This is a genomic window from Alteromonas sp. IB21, from assembly GCF_016405965.1.
GTDB lineage: Bacteria > Pseudomonadota > Gammaproteobacteria > Enterobacterales > Alteromonadaceae > Alteromonas.
Genome location: NZ_JAEFCD010000008.1, coordinates 132,229 through 154,208 on the forward strand (window position 1 = coordinate 132,229; position 21,980 = coordinate 154,208).

General features: G+C 44.8%; 20 protein-coding genes and 1 tRNA gene. 9 read left to right on the forward strand and 12 right to left on the reverse strand.

Annotation, left to right across the window (positions count from 1 at the left end; genetic code table 11):
* Nucleotides 1–68: 68 nt before the first annotated feature.
* From JC525_RS07745 to cynS, 4 genes are all read left to right on the forward strand, one after another.
* On the forward strand, nucleotides 69–2,072 hold the full coding sequence (locus JC525_RS07745) for a transglutaminase family protein (RefSeq protein WP_233095048.1): 2,004 nt from the start codon (nucleotides 69–71) through the stop codon (nucleotides 2,070–2,072).
* A 428-nt stretch (nucleotides 2,073–2,500) separates the two neighbouring features.
* Nucleotides 2,501–3,349 (forward strand): formate/nitrite transporter family protein, encoded by an 849-nt coding sequence (locus tag JC525_RS07750; protein WP_198815306.1) that lies wholly within the window; start codon nucleotides 2,501–2,503, stop codon nucleotides 3,347–3,349.
* Nucleotides 3,350–3,475: 126 nt separating this feature from the next.
* A complete protein-coding gene (locus JC525_RS07755) occupies nucleotides 3,476–5,461 on the forward strand; it encodes a protein kinase domain-containing protein (protein WP_198815331.1) in 1,986 nt (661 codons plus the stop codon).
* A gap of 18 nt (nucleotides 5,462–5,479) precedes the next feature.
* Nucleotides 5,480–5,929, forward strand: coding sequence for a cyanase (cynS, locus tag JC525_RS07760; RefSeq protein ID WP_198815307.1), 450 nt, complete (start codon nucleotides 5,480–5,482; stop codon nucleotides 5,927–5,929).
* Nucleotides 5,930–6,042: 113 nt separating this feature from the next.
* Here cynS and fusA read toward each other — a convergent pair whose 3' ends face one another.
* The 5 genes from fusA to JC525_RS07785 all read right to left on the reverse strand — a co-directional run bounded on the left by fusA (nucleotide 6,043) and on the right by JC525_RS07785 (nucleotide 11,469).
* Nucleotides 6,043–8,130 carry an elongation factor G gene (fusA, locus tag JC525_RS07765; protein WP_198815308.1) on the reverse strand — a complete coding sequence of 696 codons (2,088 nt, stop codon included), beginning with the start codon at nucleotides 8,128–8,130 and terminating at the stop codon, nucleotides 6,043–6,045.
* A 183-nt stretch (nucleotides 8,131–8,313) separates the two neighbouring features.
* Nucleotides 8,314–9,411, reverse strand: coding sequence for a 23S rRNA (cytidine(2498)-2'-O)-methyltransferase RlmM (gene rlmM / locus JC525_RS07770; protein WP_198815309.1), 1,098 nt, complete (start codon nucleotides 9,409–9,411; stop codon nucleotides 8,314–8,316).
* On the reverse strand, nucleotides 9,404–9,847 hold the full coding sequence (locus JC525_RS07775) for a DUF423 domain-containing protein (protein ID WP_198815310.1): 444 nt from the start codon (nucleotides 9,845–9,847) through the stop codon (nucleotides 9,404–9,406). The genes rlmM and JC525_RS07775 overlap by 8 nt, the downstream gene beginning before the upstream one ends.
* 33 nt (nucleotides 9,848–9,880) lie before the next feature.
* Nucleotides 9,881–10,564, reverse strand: coding sequence for an alpha/beta family hydrolase (locus tag JC525_RS07780; RefSeq protein ID WP_198815311.1), 684 nt, complete (start codon nucleotides 10,562–10,564; stop codon nucleotides 9,881–9,883).
* 2 nt (nucleotides 10,565–10,566) lie between these two features.
* Nucleotides 10,567–11,469, reverse strand: a complete 903-nt coding sequence (locus JC525_RS07785) for a transcriptional regulator GcvA (protein WP_198815312.1) — start codon at nucleotides 11,467–11,469, stop codon at nucleotides 10,567–10,569.
* Nucleotides 11,470–11,685: 216 nt separating this feature from the next.
* Between JC525_RS07785 and JC525_RS07790 the strand changes: the two genes are divergently transcribed.
* The gene (locus tag JC525_RS07790) at nucleotides 11,686–11,964 is read left to right on the forward strand and encodes a hypothetical protein (RefSeq protein WP_198815313.1); all 279 of its coding nucleotides are present in this window, start codon (nucleotides 11,686–11,688) and stop codon (nucleotides 11,962–11,964) included.
* A 61-nt stretch (nucleotides 11,965–12,025) separates the two neighbouring features.
* On the opposite strand, the gene kdsA is transcribed toward JC525_RS07790, so the two are convergent.
* The 6 genes from kdsA to hemA all read right to left on the reverse strand — a co-directional run bounded on the left by kdsA (nucleotide 12,026) and on the right by hemA (nucleotide 18,526).
* A complete protein-coding gene (gene kdsA / locus JC525_RS07795; protein ID WP_105930884.1) occupies nucleotides 12,026–12,880 on the reverse strand; it encodes a 3-deoxy-8-phosphooctulonate synthase in 855 nt (284 codons plus the stop codon).
* Between the two features lie 20 nt (nucleotides 12,881–12,900).
* Entirely contained in the window at nucleotides 12,901–13,266 is a 366-nt protein-coding gene (locus JC525_RS07800; RefSeq protein WP_233095049.1) for a SirB2 family protein, read from the reverse strand.
* 311 nt (nucleotides 13,267–13,577) lie between these two features.
* Nucleotides 13,578–15,143 (reverse strand): DUF3369 domain-containing protein, encoded by a 1,566-nt coding sequence (locus tag JC525_RS07805; RefSeq protein WP_198815315.1) that lies wholly within the window; start codon nucleotides 15,141–15,143, stop codon nucleotides 13,578–13,580.
* A gap of 148 nt (nucleotides 15,144–15,291) precedes the next feature.
* Nucleotides 15,292–16,131, reverse strand: coding sequence for a peptide chain release factor N(5)-glutamine methyltransferase (prmC, locus tag JC525_RS07810; RefSeq protein WP_198815316.1), 840 nt, complete (start codon nucleotides 16,129–16,131; stop codon nucleotides 15,292–15,294).
* Nucleotides 16,132–16,150: 19 nt separating this feature from the next.
* On the reverse strand, nucleotides 16,151–17,236 hold the full coding sequence (gene prfA, locus JC525_RS07815) for a peptide chain release factor 1 (RefSeq protein ID WP_198815317.1): 1,086 nt from the start codon (nucleotides 17,234–17,236) through the stop codon (nucleotides 16,151–16,153).
* A 15-nt stretch (nucleotides 17,237–17,251) separates the two neighbouring features.
* On the reverse strand, nucleotides 17,252–18,526 hold the full coding sequence (gene hemA, locus JC525_RS07820) for a glutamyl-tRNA reductase (RefSeq protein ID WP_198815318.1): 1,275 nt from the start codon (nucleotides 18,524–18,526) through the stop codon (nucleotides 17,252–17,254).
* A gap of 131 nt (nucleotides 18,527–18,657) precedes the next feature.
* Between hemA and lolB the strand changes: the two genes are divergently transcribed.
* From lolB to JC525_RS07840, 4 genes are all read left to right on the forward strand, one after another.
* Nucleotides 18,658–19,284, forward strand: a complete 627-nt coding sequence (lolB, locus tag JC525_RS07825; protein WP_198815319.1) for a lipoprotein insertase outer membrane protein LolB — start codon at nucleotides 18,658–18,660, stop codon at nucleotides 19,282–19,284.
* A complete protein-coding gene (ispE, locus tag JC525_RS07830; RefSeq protein WP_198815320.1) occupies nucleotides 19,284–20,150 on the forward strand; it encodes a 4-(cytidine 5'-diphospho)-2-C-methyl-D-erythritol kinase in 867 nt (288 codons plus the stop codon). The genes lolB and ispE overlap by 1 nt, the downstream gene beginning before the upstream one ends.
* Nucleotides 20,151–20,183: 33 nt before the next feature.
* Nucleotides 20,184–20,259: transfer RNA gene (locus tag JC525_RS07835), tRNA-Gln, on the forward strand.
* A 33-nt stretch (nucleotides 20,260–20,292) separates the two neighbouring features.
* A complete protein-coding gene (locus JC525_RS07840; protein WP_105930876.1) occupies nucleotides 20,293–21,240 on the forward strand; it encodes a ribose-phosphate pyrophosphokinase in 948 nt (315 codons plus the stop codon).
* A gap of 74 nt (nucleotides 21,241–21,314) precedes the next feature.
* On the opposite strand, the gene JC525_RS07845 is transcribed toward JC525_RS07840, so the two are convergent.
* The gene (locus JC525_RS07845) at nucleotides 21,315–21,623 is read right to left on the reverse strand and encodes a hypothetical protein (RefSeq protein WP_198815321.1); all 309 of its coding nucleotides are present in this window, start codon (nucleotides 21,621–21,623) and stop codon (nucleotides 21,315–21,317) included.
* Nucleotides 21,624–21,980: the final 357 nt, after the last annotated feature.

Genomic DNA, 21,980 nt, shown 5'->3' on the forward strand with positions numbered 1-21,980 from the left:
ATCAGGTTTTTTTGAGGCGTATACCACGATTTTTTATTTATAAAGCAGTGTTCAGCCAACCGCGCGCCTTGGCAATATTACTCCTTTGCACTGCGTTCTCTCTCATCATCGCAACCCTCACTGCACCACTGATGATATGGGTACTCATGCTCGGTGGATGTGCTGTTATCGTCAGAATTGCTGGACTTAGCACGATGCACAGTTTGCCCACCTCACGCACGGTAAACCTACTGGCCATACTTGCGGTGTTTGCTTTGTCTTGGTTCGGCCTGTCAGCTGGGCTGCTAGATAGCATGATCAATTTGCTTGTCGTGGCAAGTGGCTTAAAAATTATGCTGGTGCAAAAGACTCGGGATTTTCATTTACTTATTTGTACCTGCCTATTTTTGATTGGCTGCGGCTTTATTTCTTCGCTTAGCGTGTTTGCTTGGTTGGGCTACACAGCAATATTAGCGCTACTGCTTATTGCAACTGCTATCTATCACGGTGCTGGCGTTTCAATAAAGAAGAATGTCAAATTCGTAACTGTACTTATTGTTCAAGCCGCTCCTATTGCGCTTCTTTTATTTTTATTACTGCCCCAGCTACCTCCGCTTTGGCAGATGCCTACCTCAAAGTCGACGGAAACCGGGCTATCCGACACGGTTACCCCAGGTGATATAGCGTCACTTGCGAGTTCCTCTGCGTTAGCTTTCAGCGCTACATTCGATAGCCCCAATGATGTCCCTATTGCAGAATCTAGATACTGGCGCGCCATCACACTAGAACATTTTGATGGTAAAACTTGGTCGATAAGCGACAAACGTAAGCAAGCTGAGCAACAGTTGGCTTTAATGGGTAAACCAACGCCCTTGTCTGTTTTGGCCGAAAACGATCTACCTCAGGTGACCAATTACGAACTGATTGTAGAGCCCACTCAGCAAACATGGCTATTTGCTCTAGAGCCTTCATCACCTAACAACCGTGAAAACAGTATTTATGTAAGAAGTCTTTTTGACTATACCCTACGTGCGAATAGCCCTATTTCAAGCAAAAAAGCTTTCTATATGCGCTACTTTCCAAACGCTAATATCACTAACGGTATAGGAAAATTCGAAGCACAGCTTAACCTTGAAGTCTCAATGAATGGTAATACGAGAGCGAGAATGTGGGGCCAGACACTTGCCAACCAATATTCTAACGCGCAAGACGTGGTCGAAGCGGTAATGCGTGAATTTGGCAATGGTGGGTTCCGCTATACTCTCTCTCCAAATGCTATGCCTACAGACCCCGTAGACCGTTTTCTTTTTGAGGAGCGCGCGGGCTTTTGCGCTCATTATGCGGGCGCCATGGTTTACGTGCTTCGCGCAGCTGGCGTGCCTGCGAGAATGGTAACAGGCTATCAAGGGGGTAGTGCACTTAATGAAAACGTGCTTCAAATAAGACAATATGATTCACATGCATGGGTAGAAGCACTCATCAATAACGTTTGGGTACGCTTCGACCCCACCAGCATGGCTGCGCCCTCTCGCCTAACCTTTGGCCTTGAGCGTGCGTTAGAAGAACTCGGGGAGTCTCGTCAAACGACTATACTCAGTGACTTTAGTAACTCTGCATTTTTTGCTGCGCTACAAAGTTGGTTTCAACAGCTAGATTATTCGTGGAGTAAGTGGGTACTGGGTTTTGATAATGCAGCCCAAACCAACATGTTTGAAGAGCTATTAGGTGCGCTGACACCGCAAAAAATGCGGTTTGTATTTCTCACTGCCCTAGGCCTTGTCGGTATTATATTAGCGCTGTATTTTTTACCAAAAAGGCAACGGAAAACGCTTTCGCCCTCACATAGCATTTTATTGAAAGCCATAAAACATGTTGAAGCAGAAACCGGTGTACAAAGAGGTAACAAAACCTTGTCTACCTATTTGGCAGAGGTCCTCCCTTTATTAAGCGCAGATGCAGCGAACGCATTACAGCAACTTTCGGCGCAATTCGAACTTGATAGTTATGCACAACAAGCTGAAACACAGCAAACGCAAACCAATATGAAACATCAGCTAAAAGTTTTGAAGCAGGCACGAAAGAAAAAAAGCTAAAACTAATTGCACCCTAAACAGGCATTCCCCACCTTTTTAGTGCAGACAAAACACCACGCGCTGTGCGCAATTGTCTTTCTGCCTTTCCTAAGAATATTTAACACATTGTTTTAATAGGTCATTTTCACCTTCATCACGATCATTTTAGCTGTTGGCACTTTTTTAGCTTTATTCAGATGGATAGCAAAGTTCGTGGGCCAATACTTTAACTATGGCCGCTATGAGCTTTGGTGTACAAAGACGTACACATAAACAGAGGTATGTCTGTTAGCTATTAACCATGCAGAAGTTTTGGACAAAGGCGTCCCCAGTGCTTTCTAACGAGAGCGCTGCGGACGCCTTTTTTTGATCTGCAAGAACACATGTAAATAGCTAACTGCCAAACCACAACTGGTAACTGATTAATCTCAACAACGTAAGGTGAAAACATGGCTTATCTTCTCCCCGCTGAGTTTGCAACCAAAATGGTAGATGCAGGCGAAGCAAAGATCTATATGTCTACACGGGATACCCTAATCCGCGCATTCATGGCAGGTGCAATATTAGCTTTAGCCGCCGTATTTGCTATTACTATCGCGGTTCAAACTGGCATATTTTTGCTGGGGGCCGTACTGTTCCCCGTCGGTTTTTGTATGTTGTACCTTATGGGGTTCGACCTTTTAACCGGCGTATTTGTGCTTACACCACTAGCGTGGCTAGCTCAACGCCCAGGTGTAACGCCTAAACAAATTCTACGAAATTGGGGGTTAGTTTTTTTAGGTAACTTTGGCGGTGCATTGACGGTGGCCTTTATGATGTCGTTTGTCTTCACTATGGGCTATAACGTTGATGGCGGTGCTATAGCGACCAAAGTAGCCAGCATCGGTGAGGCTCGCACATTAGGTTATGCAGAACATGGCGTTGCAGGTTGGTTCACCATTTTCATTCGCGGCATGCTGTGCAACTGGATGGTATCGCTAGGTGTTGTCGGTGCAATGATTTCAACCCATGTTAGTGGCAAAGTATTGGCCATGTGGATGCCAATCATGCTGTTCTTCTTCATGGGCTTTGAACACTCAGTTGTAAACATGTTCCTTTTCCCATTCGGTCTGATCATGGGCGGCGAATTCTCTGTCATGGACTACTTCATCTGGAATGAAATTCCAACTGCACTGGGTAACTTAGTAGGTGGATTAGCCTTTACTGGCCTTACACTGTATACCACTCACGTGAAGACGCTACCAAAACGTACAATCCCTGTTGATAAGGCAGCGGCATCGCAAACGCTGCCTGTTTAATCAATATTCCTCGCCCTGATGCCTTCACGACCTACCCCAACAGAACTGGTCGTGATGGCATTATCCGTTTCCGTCAAAGTCGATAATCAAGTCAATGATGTAGTAAACAGGAAAGAAGCAATAAACATGTGTAAGCAAGCAGGGCTAAATAATTCGAACTATTCGCTACCATGCAAACTTAGTGTGAGTGCCTATTCAACACGCGGCGTAAAGGCAATAAACCAAGATGCCTATGCTTACCATATTTCCTCTAACGGACTTAACCAAAGTAACGTTTTTGTAATTGCAGACGGTGTGAGTAGTAGCACTGTTAGTCAGGTTGCTAGCGATTTTGCCACTAGCCAGTTCATTAAGCTATTTAATATAGCACCCGAACAATGGTCAGTTAAAACACGCGCCGAAACCGTTGTAAAAGAAATAAATGCACGGCTTTATACCCGCACGCAAAAAAGCCCCTTTTGCTATACCCCAGAAAAAGGTTACGTTTGCACCCTTTCTGTGGCAATTATAACGGATAACCACGTGGATGTATTTCACGTGGGAGATTGCCAAATTCAGGTTGCGTCAGAAGACCTGAAAGCTCCGGTTTTGCTTACTCGACCTCATCGTCAAGTATCAGATAGCGCCCCTTCGCACACTTACCTTTTAAATGCATTAGGCGCAAAGGCGAGCGTCGACATTGACCACACGTCATTCACCTTAGCATCTTCGAGTACTCTAGCAATAAGTAGTGACGGCGTTTATGAATTTGTATCACTACCTGACATACTTAACAACATTAATCGGGCCGACACGTTTTCTGAAAACCAAGCAGAAAGCGTGGTACACGAGGCATTTCATAACGGAAGTGAAGATAACCTCACCCTACTCCTTATAAAGTTCAAATTCTGTCTTATTAATGGTGACAACGACAATGAACGGCGGGCTCACTCAACCAGCGACTTGGGGTGCTCAAGTGAGACAGTTTCTTCTCAAGCTATGTCTTCACAACCTACCTCTACCAAACCTTGCTCTTCTAAGCTTGGCCGGCTCTACTCTATTTCGGGCGCTAGAAATGCCGATGTATCTGATGCTGATATACATGAGGCTGCTAACAACCTATTTGTTGAACCGGTGCTTTTGCAAAACAATGGCGACTCCGCTTTGGCTGAACTCAGTGCCGGCAATGAGATTGATGGCTTTACTTTATCGCGTCAGCTATACAGTTCTGCGCGAAGCCACGTTTTTATCGCCACGCTTACAGCGTCAGCAGGCGCCAAGAGACACGGCCCTGTCGTTATTAAAGCACCGGCCACCGACTTCACCCAGTCACCAGAAATGCTAAACGGTTTTTTAATAGAGAGTTGGTTTTCGAGACGGGTTAATTCAGCTCATGTTATCAAGAGCCCGATGTTTAAGGATTTAGGTCTGCCTCACACACCTTCAGCGTTTTACAGCGTCAGTGAGTATGTGCAAGGCCAAACATTGGCGCAATGGTCTATCGATAATCCGACGCCTACTTTGGAGCAAGTAAGAAATATTATCGAACAGGTTGGCAAAGGGCTACAGGCTCTTCACCGACAAGGTATTCTTCACAGAGATATACGCCTAGAAAATGTAATCATTAGCGCGCAAGGTCACTGCACCATTATTGATCTTGGTTCTGCGGCCTTGGCCGAAGCCCCTAGCCTTTATAGCGATGCACCTATCCCAGGTACTGCGCTTTTCGCTGCGCCTGAGTATTTCTTAGGTAATATAGGAACCGAACGTTCTGATTTGTTCTCTTTAGCCGTACTGACTTATTATCTGTTATGTGGCCGTTATCCCTACCATACTAAGCTCGCCCACTGCCATACCTTTGCTGAACAGAAGAAACTTAAGTACGAAACGGCGCTAGACTCCAAACGACCTATTCCAGTATGGGTTGATAGTGCACTCAAGCGAGCGTTACACGTGAATCCTGATAAACGCTTTTCATCGCTCTCTGAATTTATCTATGCGCTTCGCTACCCGAATCCATCACATCACACGGCGTATGAGCCATTAGTGAAAAAACACCCTCTTTTCGTTTACAAAGTGCTAGTGCTGGCACTTATTTTCAGCAACTTAGTTACGCTCATCTTGATTAACTAACCCTTTAAGGAAATTCAAATGATTACTTCTAGAACCCAAGTTACCGACATGATCCAGTCAGCCAAAATTTTAAAAAGCATAAAATGGAGTCAGATTGCAGAAGTGGTTGGACAGTCAAAAGAATGGAGTACCGCTGCTTGCTTAGGCCAAATGGCCATGACAAAACAACAAGCCGAAGCCGTGGGCGCGTTGCTTGAACTTAGTGACGAAGCTATCGCCTGGCTTCAAATCGTCCCTTACAAAGGCTCGTTACCCACGGAAGTACCTACCGACCCGCTTATTTATCGCTGGTATGAATTAGTTAGCGTTTACGGTACAACGCTAAAAGAGCTTATTCATGAAGAGTTTGGCGACGGCATCATGAGCGCAATCGATTTCTCCATGGATTTACAGCGAGAGAACGACCCTAAAGGCGACAGAGTTAGCGTGGTGATGTCTGGGAAATTTCTGCCGTATAAGATGTACTAAAAGTATGTCAGCACGTGACACATTCGGCATAAAAAAAGCCGGTCATGCGACCGGCTTCTTAGTATTTTTGAAGCGTTAGCTGACCTAGGCCAGCTAACGTTCGCAAAGGCTAATTACTTAGCTGCTTTACGTGCTTTCGCTTCTTCAATTACTTTGTCAGCTACGTTCTGAGGACATGCTGTGTAGTGGCTGAATTCCATAGAGAACTGACCACGACCAGATGTAATAGTACGAAGGTGACCGATGTAACCAAACATCTCAGATAGCGGTACGTCAGCCTTGATGCGAACGCCAGTAGCGCCAGCTTCTTGGTCTTTGATCATACCACGACGACGGTTAAGGTCACCGATTACGTCACCCACGTTGTCTTCTGGGCTGAACACGTCAACTTTCATGATTGGCTCAAGAATCTGAGGACCTGCTTTTGGCATTGACTGACGGAATGCGCCTTTCGCTGCAATTTCAAACGCGATTGCTGATGAGTCAACTGCGTGGAAACCACCGTCGTAAAGTTCAACTTCAACGTCTAATACTGGGTAGCCAGCTAGAGGACCCACATCCATCATGCCTTTGAAGCCTTTCTCAATGGCTGGGAAGAATTCTTTAGGTACGTTACCACCAACAACGCTAGATACGAACTTAAAGCCAGAGTTAGTTTCGCCTGGACGGATGCGGTAATCAATCTTACCGAACTGACCAGAACCACCAGACTGCTTCTTGTGCGTGTAGCTGTCTTCAACCGCTTGCGTGATAGTTTCACGATAAGCAACCTGAGGTTGACCAACGATCAGTTCAACGCCGTAGGTACGCTTCAAGATGTCTACTTTGATATCTAGGTGAAGCTCACCCATACCTTTAAGGATGGTTTCGCCTGAATCTTCGTCAGTTTCAACTTGGAAAGATGGATCTTCTGCTACTAGCTTACCGATAGCAAGAGACATCTTTTCGTTAGCGCCTTTGTCTTTTGGCTTAACCGCAATCGAGATTACTGGCTCAGGGAAGATCATTGGCTCTAGTGTACAAGGGCTCTTCGGATCACATAGCGTGTGACCAGTTTGAACGTTCTTCATACCTACGATAGCAATGATGTCGCCTGCCTGTGCAGACGATAACTCTGTACGGTCGTTCGCGTGCATTTCTACCATACGGCCAACACGTTCAGTCTTACCAGTAGCAGAGTTAAGAATAGTGTCACCCTTGTTCAGCTTACCAGAGTAAATACGTACGAAAGTCAAGGCACCGAAACGGTCGTCCATGATTTTGAACGCAAGCGCACGGAACGGCTCGTCAACAGATACAGTTGCAACTTCACCAGTAGGCTCACCCGTTTCTTCGTCAGTTAGATCTTGTGGATCAACTTCTGTCGGAGAAGGTAAGAAATCAATAACTGCGTCAAGAACAAGCTGAATACCTTTGTTCTTGAAAGCAGAACCACAGTAAGTTGGGAAGAAAGACATATCGCGCGTACCTTTACGGATACAACGCTTGATATCTTCTAGAGACGGCTCTTCACCATCCATATAAGCCATCATTAGGTCGTCGTCTTGCTCAACCGCAGTTTCGATCATTTGCTCGCGGTATTCTTGCGCTTTCTCAACCATATCTTCTGGAATATCTACGATTTCGTAGTTTTCAGGAAGACCTGAGTCATCCCAGATATACGCTTTCATGTCTAGAAGGTTAACAACACCTTTAAAGTCGTCTTCGATACCGATTGGCAGCGTCATTACTAGTGGGTTAGCAGCAAGTACTTTCTTAACTTGCCCAACAACACGGTAGAAGTCTGCACCCATACGGTCTAGTTTGTTCACGAAGATTACACGTGCAACTTCTGATTCGTTAGCATAACGCCAGTTAGTTTCTGACTGAGGCTCAACGCCGCCAGAACCACAGAATACACCGATACCGCCGTCTAGTACTTTAAGTGAACGATATACTTCAACTGTAAAGTCAACGTGTCCCGGAGTATCGATGATGTTCATGCGATGATCTTTCCAGAAACAGGTTGTTGCCGCTGACTGGATAGTAATACCACGCTCAGCTTCCTGCTCCATGAAGTCAGTTGTTGATTCACCATCGTGAACCTCACCAGTTTTATGGATTTTACCAGTAAGCTTCAAGATACGTTCTGTTGTGGTAGTTTTACCCGCGTCTACGTGGGCGAAAATACCAATGTTTCTGTATAAAGATAAGTCTGACATTAGTTCACTTTCATTGGTTCAGAGTAAAAAAACGGCCGGATTATAAAGGATTTCTATACCAAATTTACACCTTTTTTGGCATAAACCGTGGATTTGTTTGCTTAAATCCGCACCAGCATTAATTCTTTTCTATAAGTATCAACAACTTAATTAGTTGTGACACTTTTTTGAAAAATAACAAAATCACACCTCATCTTTTGAAGTGCGAACAATTGTTACTGTAACTTCATCTCTGTCGTGGTAGAGATGCCTAACTTTTACCGCGAATGCATCGTCTAGAGCATTTAAACGGCTATTTAGCAACGCCATGGCTTCAACTACAGTTTCATAACGCTGTTTCATAGGTAACTTTAAATTAAAAATCGCGTGAGTCGCCCAATGCTTGATCAGCCAATCACCCATTAATTTCGCTACCCTATCAGGTTGTTCTATCATATCACATACAAGCAGATCTACACGACCAAATTGTGGTCTATAGGTAAACCCGTCCGCAGCGTGATGTTCAACCAAACCCGTATTCATTAAACTGTCGGCAACGAGTCCGTTATCGATAGCTTCAACATACATGCCCCGCTTAACCAGTTGATAAGTCCACCCACCAGGGCATGCGCCTAAATCGACGGCGCGACCTCCACTTCGAAGTACCTTAGCTTGCTGCTTATCACTGAGCATATTAACGAGCGCGTCTTCAAGTTTTAGCGTAGAACGGCTTGGCGCATCACTTGGGAATTTTAAACGGCAAATACCTAAGTGATCACGACTGGCATGACTGGGTAATGTATAGCCAATATGGCAAATTTCAAATGACGCGAAAAAAATATGGAGTTTAGGCTTACCTAGGTTCTCCTTTGCGGTTAACCATCCGGCCTGTCTTAACGCTTGGCGAAGGGGTACGGTAAACTTGCGGCAAAACTTTGCGAGAGTTTTTCCCTCTTCGGTGTCAGGGTATTCCACATCGACAGCACCAAAAATAGAAAATGGCTTTTCTACTTCCTTTAAGGCTTCTAACACTTGGCCCACTCTGTCTTCTTTCTCCACATCGCTGAGCGAGGCAAACACTGCCACCAGTTGACGAGGAAAGATACTTTCGTGAACCGCAAACTGAGTAATCGTTTGCTCTAACTGCGAACCATCATATAAATGGTACAGCACAAAACCGCTGTTCTTTTTTGACACAGGGTAGCCATAGCATTGAGCTTCGCCGTATCGCGAGGTAAGTTCGTTGGCCGTATCGTTTTCGTAACCCGGGCGGCAATAACCCAAAATGCTGGTGTTAGACATTACTTGCTCCCGGTTTTTGACTCGCCTGCTGTTTTACGCTCTTGTGCCCTTTTATTAAACCTATAACCAGAAGCCCCCAACCAACAATGAAGAACAGACCACCCAATGGGGTTATCGGGCCAAACCATTTTATGCCGCTGATAGACAAAGCATAAAGACTTCCACTAAACAAAACTGTACCGATGACAAAACAAAATGCTACGCGATTACCCCATGTCGATGTAATAGAAAGCGCAGGTAAAAGTAACAGCGCTAACGCATGATACATTTGATAACGCACACCTATTTCAAAGGTATTAAGTTGCTGCGAAGTGAGTAGGCTTTTTAGACCATGTGCACCAAACGCGCCCAGTACTACTGCTAAGCCTGCCAACAGCGCGCCAATAATAAGATATGGTTTTGCAATGGTGGCTAAACCAATGTTTTCGTTTTTCATTTAATTAATCTTTTGCCTTAATATTTGATGTAATCACGGGTTACTTAAAACGCCACCTATAAAGGTAGCTGTTAACTCGGCGGCTTTGACAATATGTACTTGCTGAGTTTTACCACTCGCTTTGCGTGGCTTGAAGCTGTGATCGCCATCTTCTAGATATACACATTCTATATTTGAAGGTAGCCCATAACCTTCTACTTCGGCCTTTGTGCCAAAGGTATCTCGTTCACCCTGAACAATCAGCAGAGGTTTAGAAGCCGTTAGCAGATGCTCGGTGCGCGTTTTTTCAGGCCTACCTGGAGGATGAAAGGGATAGCCGAGCGCTATCGCACCTTTCACATTGCTCAGTTCCTCGTACACCATGGTTGCCATGCGTCCGCCCATCGACTTCCCACCAACGAAAACAGGAAGGTTATTCAACGTTTCCCTGTCGTTGCTAAACGATTCAGTCAAGGCGATAAAGTGTGACATTAGCTTTTCAGCTTTATCGGGCGGCCTACGCTTACCGGTAGCGTTTACAGTTTGCATATAAGGGAAATTAAAAAGTACGATAGATATTCCCTTTGCAACAAGGGCTTTTGCAACGTCTTGCATAAACGCATGCTCTTTACCTGCCCCTGCACCGTGCCCTAGTATCAAACAAGCGACAGGGTTATCTGCATCTAGCACTTCAATGTCAAAAGTATGGGCTTCAGGGCTTTCATTTTTACCAGACATGACTACAACAAATCCTCTTGCTCGGCTTCAACCAACGCTAACATCCAGTCTCTAAATGCCGCAATTTTTCCTAGTTCAGCTTGCGATTCCTCACACACCAAATAGAATGCATCACGACTCTCTACCCTTTCTTCAAAAGGCATGACGAGACGCCCCGCCTCAATTTCAGGTCTTGCAAGCACCGTATTTCCTAACGCAATCCCCTGCCCTAACGCTGCTGCCTGTAACACCAACATGGAGTGACTGAAAACGGGACCATGGTTAACATTTACACCAAACACGCCTACGTGCTTCAACCAATTCTTCCACGCAGTACGGCTTAAGTCGTGAAGCAGCACGTGGTGCCTCAAATCAGATAGACTGGATAAGGGTTTTGGACCTTGAAAAAGCATCGGTGAACAAAGCGGCGTCAAAAACTCCCGGTGCAGCTGGTCGGCCTGAAGACCCGCCCAGCGCCCCTTCCCATAATAGATCGCCACGTCCACATCGTCCTCTAAGAAGCCTTCGTCAAAATCGACCGCCTTGATTCGCACATCAATGTCTGGATGCGCCAAACTAAACTTATGAATACGAGGTACTAGCCACTGACTCGCAAAGCTTGGAGGCATAGCTACTGTAATAGCGCCCTTACTCCCTTTAGCAAGCAGCCTTTCCGTAGCGTCTTGTAAATGTTTGAAGATGTCTTTGAGTTCTAGAAAATAAGCCTGACCTTCTTCAGTCAAAAGCAAAGTTCTGTTGCGCCGAAGAAATAGCTTCATCGATAAGAAATCTTCTAGCGCTTTTATTTGATGACTAACCGCTGCTTGGGTAACAAACAGTTCATCGGCGGCCTTGGTAAAGCTTAAATGGCGCGCGGCCGCTTCAAACGATTTTAGGGCATTGAGAGGGGGTAAACGTCGGTGCATATATCGTTTTTAATCCAGTGTGACCGAAGCATGACAAAATCATTAGTTTTTCTAATGTCAGCCCATACTTTTACTCGTTTTAACAATCACCACAATCTGACTATAATTTACCCGAAATTAAAAAAGAGCATTTAATTTCAGTATTTTATGATGATTATTTGTTAAACATTTTAACATTCATCAACAATTATTTAATTATTTTTATTAGGTGTGAATATGAAAAAGTTATTATTAGCTAGTGTTTCTGTTATGGCATTCGCAAGTGCTGCTGCAAATGCTAACGCACAACCAGAAAAGATCAATCTTCAATCGTTAATCAACACTGCAATGACAAGCGTTAAAATGGCTGAAGTTCTGCCAGAAAACGACGCGCACATTGTTGTCAAGAAACAATCAAAAGCAATTCTTGCAGAAGAAATTCAGGTTCAGCTTCACAAGAACCTATTGGCAATGGCAAAAGGTGAAGAACGCATAAACGTCACTGAAGCGGAATAATCCACTTACACACCTGATACGCATGCCGGTGCTTGCACCGGCATACGCCATCAACAACTGCTTAGGTATTACTTGTATCTAACGCGTCAAAACCTTTTACTAGTTCGTCTAACGCTTTCATCTGCTGTAAATACGGTTCAAGCTTCGCAAGAGGCAATGCACACGGCCCATCGCATAATGCTTCATCAGGGTTTGGATGTGCCTCGATGAATAGACCCGCTAAACCTAACGCCATACCACTTCGCGCTAATTGTGCAGCTTGTGCACGACGGCCATCAGCTGATGTTGCTCTTCCACCTGGCATCTGAAGCGCATGCGTTGCGTCAAAAATAACGGGGGCATACTCTTTCATTGCATCCATACCAAGCATATCGACAACTAAATTGTTGTAGCCGAAGCAGCTACCGCGCTCACAAAGAATAACCTTATCGTTGCCCGCTTCACCCAGTTTACCAATAATGTGGCGCATTTCATGGGGCGCAAGAAACTGAGGCTTTTTCACATTGATTACGCTACCTGTTTTTGCCATGGCAACTACAAGGTCAGTTTGGCGTGCTAAGAATGCAGGCAACTGAATAACATCTACCACTTCAGCAACCGGGGCCGCTTGGTGGGGTTCGTGAACATCGGTAATCAAAGGTACATTAAAGGTCGATTTGATCTCTTCAAAAATACGCAGGCCTTCTTCCATGCCTGGTCCCCGGTACGAGGTAACGGATGAACGGTTCGCTTTATCAAAAGACGCTTTGAAAACATAAGGAATATTCAGTTTTTGGGTAACTTCAACATAGTGCTCCGCAATACGCATTGCCAAGTCACGAGATTCAAGAACATTCATTCCGCCAAAAAGCACAAACGGTAAATGGTTGGCTACGTCAACATTACCAACACGAATAATCTGTTGAGATTCAGACATTATCTATTTCCCATTAAATCTTAAAAAAGAGGTTGTTTCGTAACGGCAACCATGGCTGTTGCCATTAGTACACCAATAGCAGCAATGAAAAAGGCCCATTTGCTTAACGTCGTTTTAGCCTTTTTGAGCGCAAACAAACCGAAAACGATGTACAGGATCACGCCAATTAATTTAAACGTTATCCATGCATTAACAAAGGGGTACTGCGATAGGATAATACACAACCACACTGCGCTTCCTAACAACACGGTGTCAATAATGTGGGGGAGTATTTTTACCCATTTTTTTGAAAGTGCATTGGCATCTAATTGACTCCAAATAAAACGGAAGATAAAAAATAAGATGCTTAAGCCAACAGCAGTTAAGTGGAGATGTTTAGCCATCATATACATAATTTAATTCCTGTTTTTATAAATAAGCAGCCCGAAGCAGTGGTAAAAAAGTGTTTTCGCTATCGCGTAAGTTGGACAAACCTCATTTACATGCAGCAAGCTGTAGTTAAAAAAACAGGCGCTATTAAGCACCTGTTTTCTTTAAAATTGAGCGCGAATTTCAAGGCGACATTGTAGCGTATATTACCAAGCAAAAAACGTAGAAATGTTGAAGAAATCACATTTATACGTTTCGATTCGTATACTCGTCGCTATCTATGCTTATACAACCAACCCATTTTTCTTTACTTCTTTTGAAAACCCATCTACTTCTCGTCCGCATATTCCGTCTGGATAGCGATGAATGCAGACAGATCGCTCAATAGACAGTCAACTAAATAGGGGTCGAAGTGCTTACCTTTTTCTTCTAAAAGCACCGCTTCAACCTTATCAATAGTCCATGCAGGTTTATAGGGACGTGCATTCAGCAATGCATCGAAGACATCAACCAAGGTCGCAATACGACTTTTAATGTCAATCTGTTCTTTTTTAAGCCCTTCAGGGTATCCCTTGCCATCCCAGCGCTCATGATGCTGCTTTGCAAGCATGGCTGCTAACTGAATAGTCGGTCGACGAGAATCCCGTAAAATTTGATAACCAAACTCTGCGTGTTGCCTTATTTTAAATATTTCTTCTTCGGACAAAGGGCTCGTTTTTTGAAGGATAGACTTCGGCACAATAGATGTGCCTATGTCGTGAAGGGGCATTGCTAAGCCAAGCTCGTGTATTGTAAGTTCGTCAAGCCCCGCTTTTCTTGCGAGAAGCTGGGCCATTTCCACCATTCTTTTTAAGTTGTTAGAGCCATTGGACTCATGCTCTAATGCCCGCCCTAATCGCTCAATGATTTCCTTCTGCGTGGCTTCTACATCAACGGTTTTTAAAACATTATCAAACGCTAGCTGCACGCTATCAGAGAAACGCTTAACAAGATGACGGTCATTTTCTCCAATTCTGCGAGGCAAGCCAGATAAGTACAAAAGTGCCCCGCGGTGGCTTTTACTATTGCAATAGGCAACCACGTGATCTTCCGCGTAAACAATTTGCTTTTCTCGCATGGCCTTTGCACATAACGCATACTCTTGTGCACTAATGGCTTCCTTTAACGGAACGCCTTCTTTACAAGCATACTCGCCGTTACCGGCGAATACGTAAAGCTCATCGTCGTCGAGCCTGCTATTAGATGTGTTCAGCGTGCGGGATGTCGTAGCCACCGCTGTCGTAATATAGGCGGCGTCTTTTGAGCAGCCCAAAATAGAGGCGAGCTGCTGGATTATGCCCTGCATGAACTTTTCGAGGGAACGGGAGGAAAATAAATCCACTGAGGCATCAATGATTTTCTCTAAACCCCGGCGATTTTCTTCGATAACAATAATATCCCGATATGAACGAAGTGCCGCGATAATTACGGTGAAAAGCTTCTGCGCTGTGAGTTCGGTCTTAGATTTGTAATCGTTGATGTCATAATTAATGATGACATCTTTCTCGGGCGCTTGCCCTGGCTGGCCGGTTCTCAGAATAATGCGGGTAAAGTGATTATCTAATTCGTTTCTGACGTACTCAGCCACTTTGAGTCCAGCATCGTCAGTCTCCATTACTACGTCAAGCAGCACCACGGCAATGTCTTCGTGGTTTCTGAAAATAGCCTTTGCTTCTTCACCGCTATAGGCGCTTAAAAACTCGAGTGTTTTGCCGTTTAAATTAAAATCATTGAGCGCTAATTTCGTCACTGCATGGACTTCAGGCTCATCGTCGACAATGAGTACTTTCCAACAGCCCAGCTCCTCGACGTCTATTTCACCGTCGTCTTCTGCGAAAAAAAAGTCATCATTCATCGGGAACATCCTGTTGTATCAGTATTTTTTGTACTAACGCTTTAGCAGAAAGTATCGACGAATAATACTAATGTAAAACAGAATATTAGCAAGTATGCAATTATGAAGATTACTTTGGTAACGCTTTTTGAAGCGAAATTTGTAAACGTTATAGCCAGCATCCAAAGGTAACGCGGTCGTTTTCTCCGTAGTCTTTAACCGTTTTTACGTTTGAAAACCCTGTCGCTAATAGCAGGTTTCTTACTGAATCCCCTTGGTCAAATCCATGCTCAAACGCCAGCAACGCGCCCTGCTTAAGAAACTGAGGTGAACGATTTACGATGTATCGTATGTCGTTTAAACCATCGACGCCGGATGTCAATGCTGTTTTAGGCTCAAAGCGCACATCACCTTTATTAAGGTAAGGGCTTGTTTCCTCAATATACGGTGGGTTTGAAACAATGATATCGAAAGATTGCCCGGTAAGCGCACTAAACCAATCACTTTGTAAAAACTGGGCGTTAGTTACGTTGTTACTTTCAGCGTTGCGCGTAGCGAGCTCCACCGCGCCTATCTGAAAGTCAACACCAACAACAGACGCGTGTGGCAGTTCACTGGCTAGCGCTAGCGCAATGGCTCCCGTTCCCGTACCTAGGTCACATATAGATAATGGCTCTCGCTTATTTTCATTTGCCCAATTCAGGGCTTGCTCTACTAGCACTTCTGTATCGGGGCGAGGTATAAGGGTATGAGGTGACGTAAAAAGTGAGAGGTTCCAGAAATCGCGTTTGCCAACAATATAGGCGACGGGTTCGCCCTTTTTACGCCTCGCTATGGCACTTTTAAATTGCGTAATTTGAAGCGCATCAAGGGGTTTGTCTGGCCACGTGAAAAGAAAAGTCAGAGACTTTTCAAGGATATTAGCGAGTATAACTTTGGCGTCAACAGAGGGTGATTCCCCACCCTCTAATTGCTGTACCGCCCATGCTAGAGCTTGGTCTATGCGCATTGTTGTTCGTCAGACAACGTTATTCGTCAGACAGTGACGCTAACAAGTCGGCTTGATGCTCTTGCAGTATTGGGTCGATTAACTGCTTTAAATCACCTTCTATAACTTCATCTAAACGATAGATCGTCAGGTTGATACGATGGTCAGTCACTCGACCCTGCGGAAAATTATACGTACGAATACGCTCAGAACGATCGCCGCTGCCCACTAAGCTCTTGCGAGTAGACGCTTCTTCTGCAGCACGCTTCTCCTCTTCAATTTGATTTAAGCGCGCTTGAAGTACCGACATCGCTTTTGCACGGTTTTTATGCTGTGAGCGTTCGTCCTGACATTCCACTACAAGACCCGTTGGCAAATGCGTAATACGAATAGCAGAGTCAGTTTTGTTAACGTGCTGACCACCTGCACCTGATGCACGGAAAGTGTCAATACGAAGCTCTGCCGGGTTAATTTCAATAGCTTGCGACTCTGGAATTTCAGGTAATACCGCTACTGTACACGCTGACGTGTGAATACGGCCTTGCGACTCGGTTTCAGGTACGCGTTGTACGCGGTGACCACCTGATTCGAATTTTAAAACGCCGTATACGCCATCGCCACTGACGTTAGCGATAACTTCTTTGTAACCGCCGTGTTCGCCTTCGTTTGCGTTCACGAGTTCTACACGCCACCCGCGTGTTTCTGCATACCGGCTGTACATGCGGAAAAGGTCTCCAGCAAAAATAGCCGCTTCATCACCACCTGCGCCAGCACGAATTTCTAAGAAACAGTTGTTATCATCGTTGGGGTCTTTAGGCAGAAGTAACACTTGAAGCTCGGTTTCAAGGCGCTCAATTTCCGCCTTAGCTTCTTTCATCTCTTCTTGCGCCATTTCGCGCATTTCAGCATCGTCTTCGTTAAGCATTTCCATCGCTGACGCTAAGTTCTCTTGCGCTTGCTGATAGGCATTGAAGCCGGCAACTACATCTTCTAGCTGACTAAACTCTTTTGACAAGTTGCGAAACTTATCCTGATCGCCGATAACTCCAGGGTCGCCGAGCAACGCCTGAACTTCTTCGAAACGCTCGACAAGGTGTTCGAGTTTCCTAACTACCGACTCTTTCATATGTTTATTATTACCTTATTTATTATTGTCTGACGAAAAATCAGATAAATCTAATGCCTGTCCCATCCAGCGACTCAGTGCCGGATCGTCGTGCATGGCAGCTTCGCGTAATGCTAACGTTGTGGAGTGCATTAGCGTATTGGTGAGTTTGTACGCCATTTCCTCTAATACCGTCTCGGCATTTTTACCTTCCGCAAGTTGCGCTTTGGCTTTTTCTACAATATCGTCACGCTGTGCCATGCCTTTTTGGCGATACTGTCTTACTAAATCTATAGATTGCTGGGACTGTTTCCATGTCATGTAGTCGCCAGCTTGCTTTTCAATAAGCTTTTCTGCTTCTTTCGCTGCTTGCTCTCTGTTCTCTAAATTCTTTTGAACGATGTGCTGCAAATCGTCAACAGTATAAAGGTAAGCATCGCCTAACTCATTAACTTCCGATTCGATATCCCGTGGTACAGCAAGGTCAACCAAAAACATAGGCATATTTTTGCGTTGCTTCAGCGCCTTTTCTACCATGCCTTTACCTATTAGCGGCAGTTGGCTTGCAGTAGAGCTGATAACAATATCGAAATCTTTTAAATGATCTGGAACTTGAGACAGCGTAAACACGTTGGCGTCGAGTGTTTCAGCTAACGCTTCTGCGCGGGCAATCGTTCTATTCGCCACGGCCAGGCTTCTTACCCCTTGTTCCTTTAAATGTTGTGCTACCAACTCTATGGTCTCGCCCGCTCCTACAAGCAAAACAGAACGCTTGGGTAACTCGGCAAAAATATGCTTCGCCAACTGAACCGCCGCGTAAGCTACACTCACTGCATTCGCGCCAATATCCGTTTCACTGCGAACGCGCTTTGCCACTGAAAACGTATGTTGGAACAGCTTATCGAATTCACTGCTTATCATACCCGAATGTTTCGCATCGCCGAAGGCCTGCTTGACTTGCCCGAGTATTTGAGGCTCACCGAGTATCAATGAATCAAGCCCGCTGGCTACACGCATGATGTGCTTTACCGCTTCATCTTGCGCTAAAACGTAGCTATTATTAGCAATCTCTTCTACATCGAGGTGATGAAAGTCGCTGAGCCACTGAAGAAGCTCTTGGCCACTGTCGTCTTGCGCATTGACATAAAGCTCGGTGCGATTACAGGTAGAGACAATGACAGACTCATCGACGCCCTGCAGCTTTTTTAAACTCGCAAGCGCTTCCACCAGAGAATCTGGTGTAAAAGCCACTTTTTCGCGAAGTGCTACTGGTGCTGTTTTATGGTTTATACCAAGGGCGAGTAAAGTCATTAAAATCTGTGCTGGCAACGTCGGAGCGGCATTGTACGAAAAACCCAAAATGATTGAAAGTGTTGGTGAAACTGTGTTCCCATAATGTCACAACATAACGTGTTCTATTTTTACGCAGGTGCTGAGCTTAGATGATTCGCTTATTTTCCGTTTTAATTGCCCTTTGTTTTTTGTTGAGCGCATGTACTACTGCTCCCAAAGGCCCGCAAACTGCGGTGAACTTAACTGCTCAGCTAGAAAAAGTCGCCGAGGTAAGTACGTGGCAAATGCGAGGAAAGATTGCCTTTCGCCAAGGCAAAGACGCCGCCAGCCTTAATTTAGTTTGGAAAAACGATTCGGGAGATTTTGATTTCCGATTAACAAATTTTCTTGGTGTGAGCTTAGTTACACTGTCAGTCACAGACGAAGAATCCGTTTTAGAGGCGGATGGAGAGACATATAGTGACGCTCTACCCGAACCGCTTATCTACCAAATAACAGGCATGGTGATACCCGTTGAGCCTCTTTTATCTTGGGTGAAAGGGCTGCCGCTTGAAGGTGATAAGTTTACGCTAACTGAAAAAGGGCTGGTTGATACCCTTGAAAGCGATTGCAAAGGTTGTCGCCATTGGCACGTCGCTTATGGCAACTATGGCAGTGTTCTCATGGGCAACGAAGAGTCTGTATGGCTGCCCCACAGCATAACACTCACCCAAAATGAAACACCAGATATGCCTAAAACCCAACTCAAAATTAAAATTTATCAGTGGACGCTGTAGTGAACGCATCTGTTACAACACAAAAAGACTGGTGGCCTTCGCCCGCTAAACTCAATCTTTTTCTTCATATTTTAGGTCGATACGAGAATGGTTATCACCAGCTGCAAAGTTTATTTCAAATGTTGGATTACGGCGATGCCCTTGCGTTCTCCATATCCTCTAACAACACAGAAATAAAAATGGACACGCCGCTTGAAGGCGTGCCTGACGACGAAAACTTAATTATAAAAGCGGCGCGTTTACTTGCTCGAAAAACCAAATTTGATAAAGGCGCGGTAATTTCACTTAATAAACGCCTTCCCATGGGAGGCGGCATCGGCGGAGGATCATCAAACGCGGCAACTACCCTGGTAGCGCTTAATCACTTATGGGGTACCGCGTTGAGTGAAGATGAATTAGCCGAGTTGGGCTTAACCTTGGGTGCTGATGTACCGATTTTTGTACGTGGTTTAACTGCGTTTGCCGGTGGTGTTGGTGAAGAGATTACTCCTGCTCCCCAACCAGAACAGTATTTTCTTGTCGCTAATCCCAACGTTCACGTCAGCACTGCCGAGGTCTTTACGTCTGCAGACCTGCCTAGAAATACACCGGTTATGCGCTGGGAAGACTACGAATTTGAAAAAACGCGTAATGATTGTCAGCAATTAGTCGTTAATCGCTATCCTGAAGTTGCAAAATTATTACAGTGGTTGGTACACTACGCACCGTCGCGGATGACGGGCACAGGTGCAAGCGTGTTTGCCACTTTTTCTGACTACACTTTAGCCGAACAGGTTAGGGCTAAAATGCCCGATACTTGGCAGAGTTTTGTCGCAAAAGGTGTGAATCGCTCACCACTATTAGATAAATTAGAACAACAAAGATAGCGTGTACGCCACATCGGACAAGAACTTAAAAATTGGGGTATAGCCAAGTTGGTAAGGCAGCGGGTTTTGATCCCGCCATTCGTAGGTTCGAGTCCTGCTACCCCAGCCAAACCTCTTTTATCAACGCACTGAGGAACCACTTGTGCCAGATATGAAGCTCTTTGCAGGTAATGCCGTACCAGAACTTGCCCAGAAAGTCGCCGATCGCCTGTATACCAAACTTGGAAATGCCAAAGTTGGCCGTTTCAGTGACGGTGAAATCAGCGTAGAAATTCATGAAAACGTCCGTGGCTCGGACGTTTTTATTATCCAGTCTACGTGTGCCCCTACTAACGATAACCTAATGGAATTGATTGTGATGATCGATGCTCTGCGTCGCGCATCAGCTGGTCGTATTACAGCAGTTATTCCATACTTTGGTTATGCACGCCAAGACCGTCGCGTTCGTTCAGCAAGGGTGCCTATTACCGCAAAGGTAGTGGCTGACTTCCTGTCTAACGTTGGTGTTGACCGCGTACTTACTATTGACCTACACGCCGAACAGATTCAAGGTTTCTTTGATGTTCCGGTAGATAACGCGTTCGGTACCCCTATCCTGCTTGCTGATATGGTAAGAAGAGACTTTGCCGACCCTGTGGTGGTTTCACCGGATATCGGCGGTGTTGTGCGAGCGCGTGCTACTGCTAAACTTCTTAATGACACAGATCTTGCCATTATCGATAAGCGTCGCCCTAAAGCGAACGTAGCGCAGGTAATGAATATTATCGGTGACGTTAAAGACAGAGACTGTATTATTGTCGATGACATGATTGATACAGGCGGTACGCTTGCAAAAGCGGCAGAAGCGCTTAAAGCACATGGTGCTCGCCGCGTTTATGCTTACGCAACGCATGCTATCTTCTCAGGCAACGCTGCACATAATCTTAAAGAGTCTGTTATTGACGAGATAATCGTTACTGACTCTATACCTTTAAGCGCTGAGATGAAGCAAATCGGAAAAGTAAAGCAACTTACTTTATCTGAAATGCTTGCTGAAACTATTCGTCGTATTAGTAACGAAGAATCAATCTCAGCGATGTTTGAATACTAATTCATACAAAAAAGCGAGTGAGACAATGCTTTCTAACAGCATTGTTTCACTCACTTCTGTTTAAAAACGATTAATTAATTATCAATCTCGTCTTCTTCGTCGTCTTCCGGCATTTCTACATCGACAACAGGAACTTCTACTTCTTTAGTCTCTGTTTTTACGTCAACGTCCACCGTATCTACGTCGTACTCAGGTAATTTCCCGCCTTCAACGTCAACATCTGGCATTTCGCCGTCATCCGTTTTCTTTACTTCATACTCAGGTAATTCACCAGACTTCACGTCTACGTCAGGCATTTCGCCGTCTTCAGTCTTGTTTACATCACATGCACTTGCCGCCAACGCCAGACTCGATACTGCAAAAATTTTAGTTAAATGCTTCATTTTCTCTCCTTAAAAACACTGCGTAGCTTATTGAAGATTTAAGACAAAACGCCTTAAATGCGATTTAAATGCCTTAGTCACCTCTATACAACTTGATATTTGCAAAATGATATCTTCACATCAGCTTAAGTTTTTGCATGGTTTATGCCATAAGCGATTTCATTTGGTATCAATCCAATTAAAACGGTGCGCTTGGTCACGCTTTGATGTAATAAATAAAAGATACTGGCGTGACAAAGGTTAATTTTATTTTTCTTTATTTCAGACACTTAATGCTATATCCGTCGGCAATAGTCATAGGAAAACATGGCATAAGCCTGAACATCCTTGCTTTGCACCCTCATTTTCAGGTGTAGT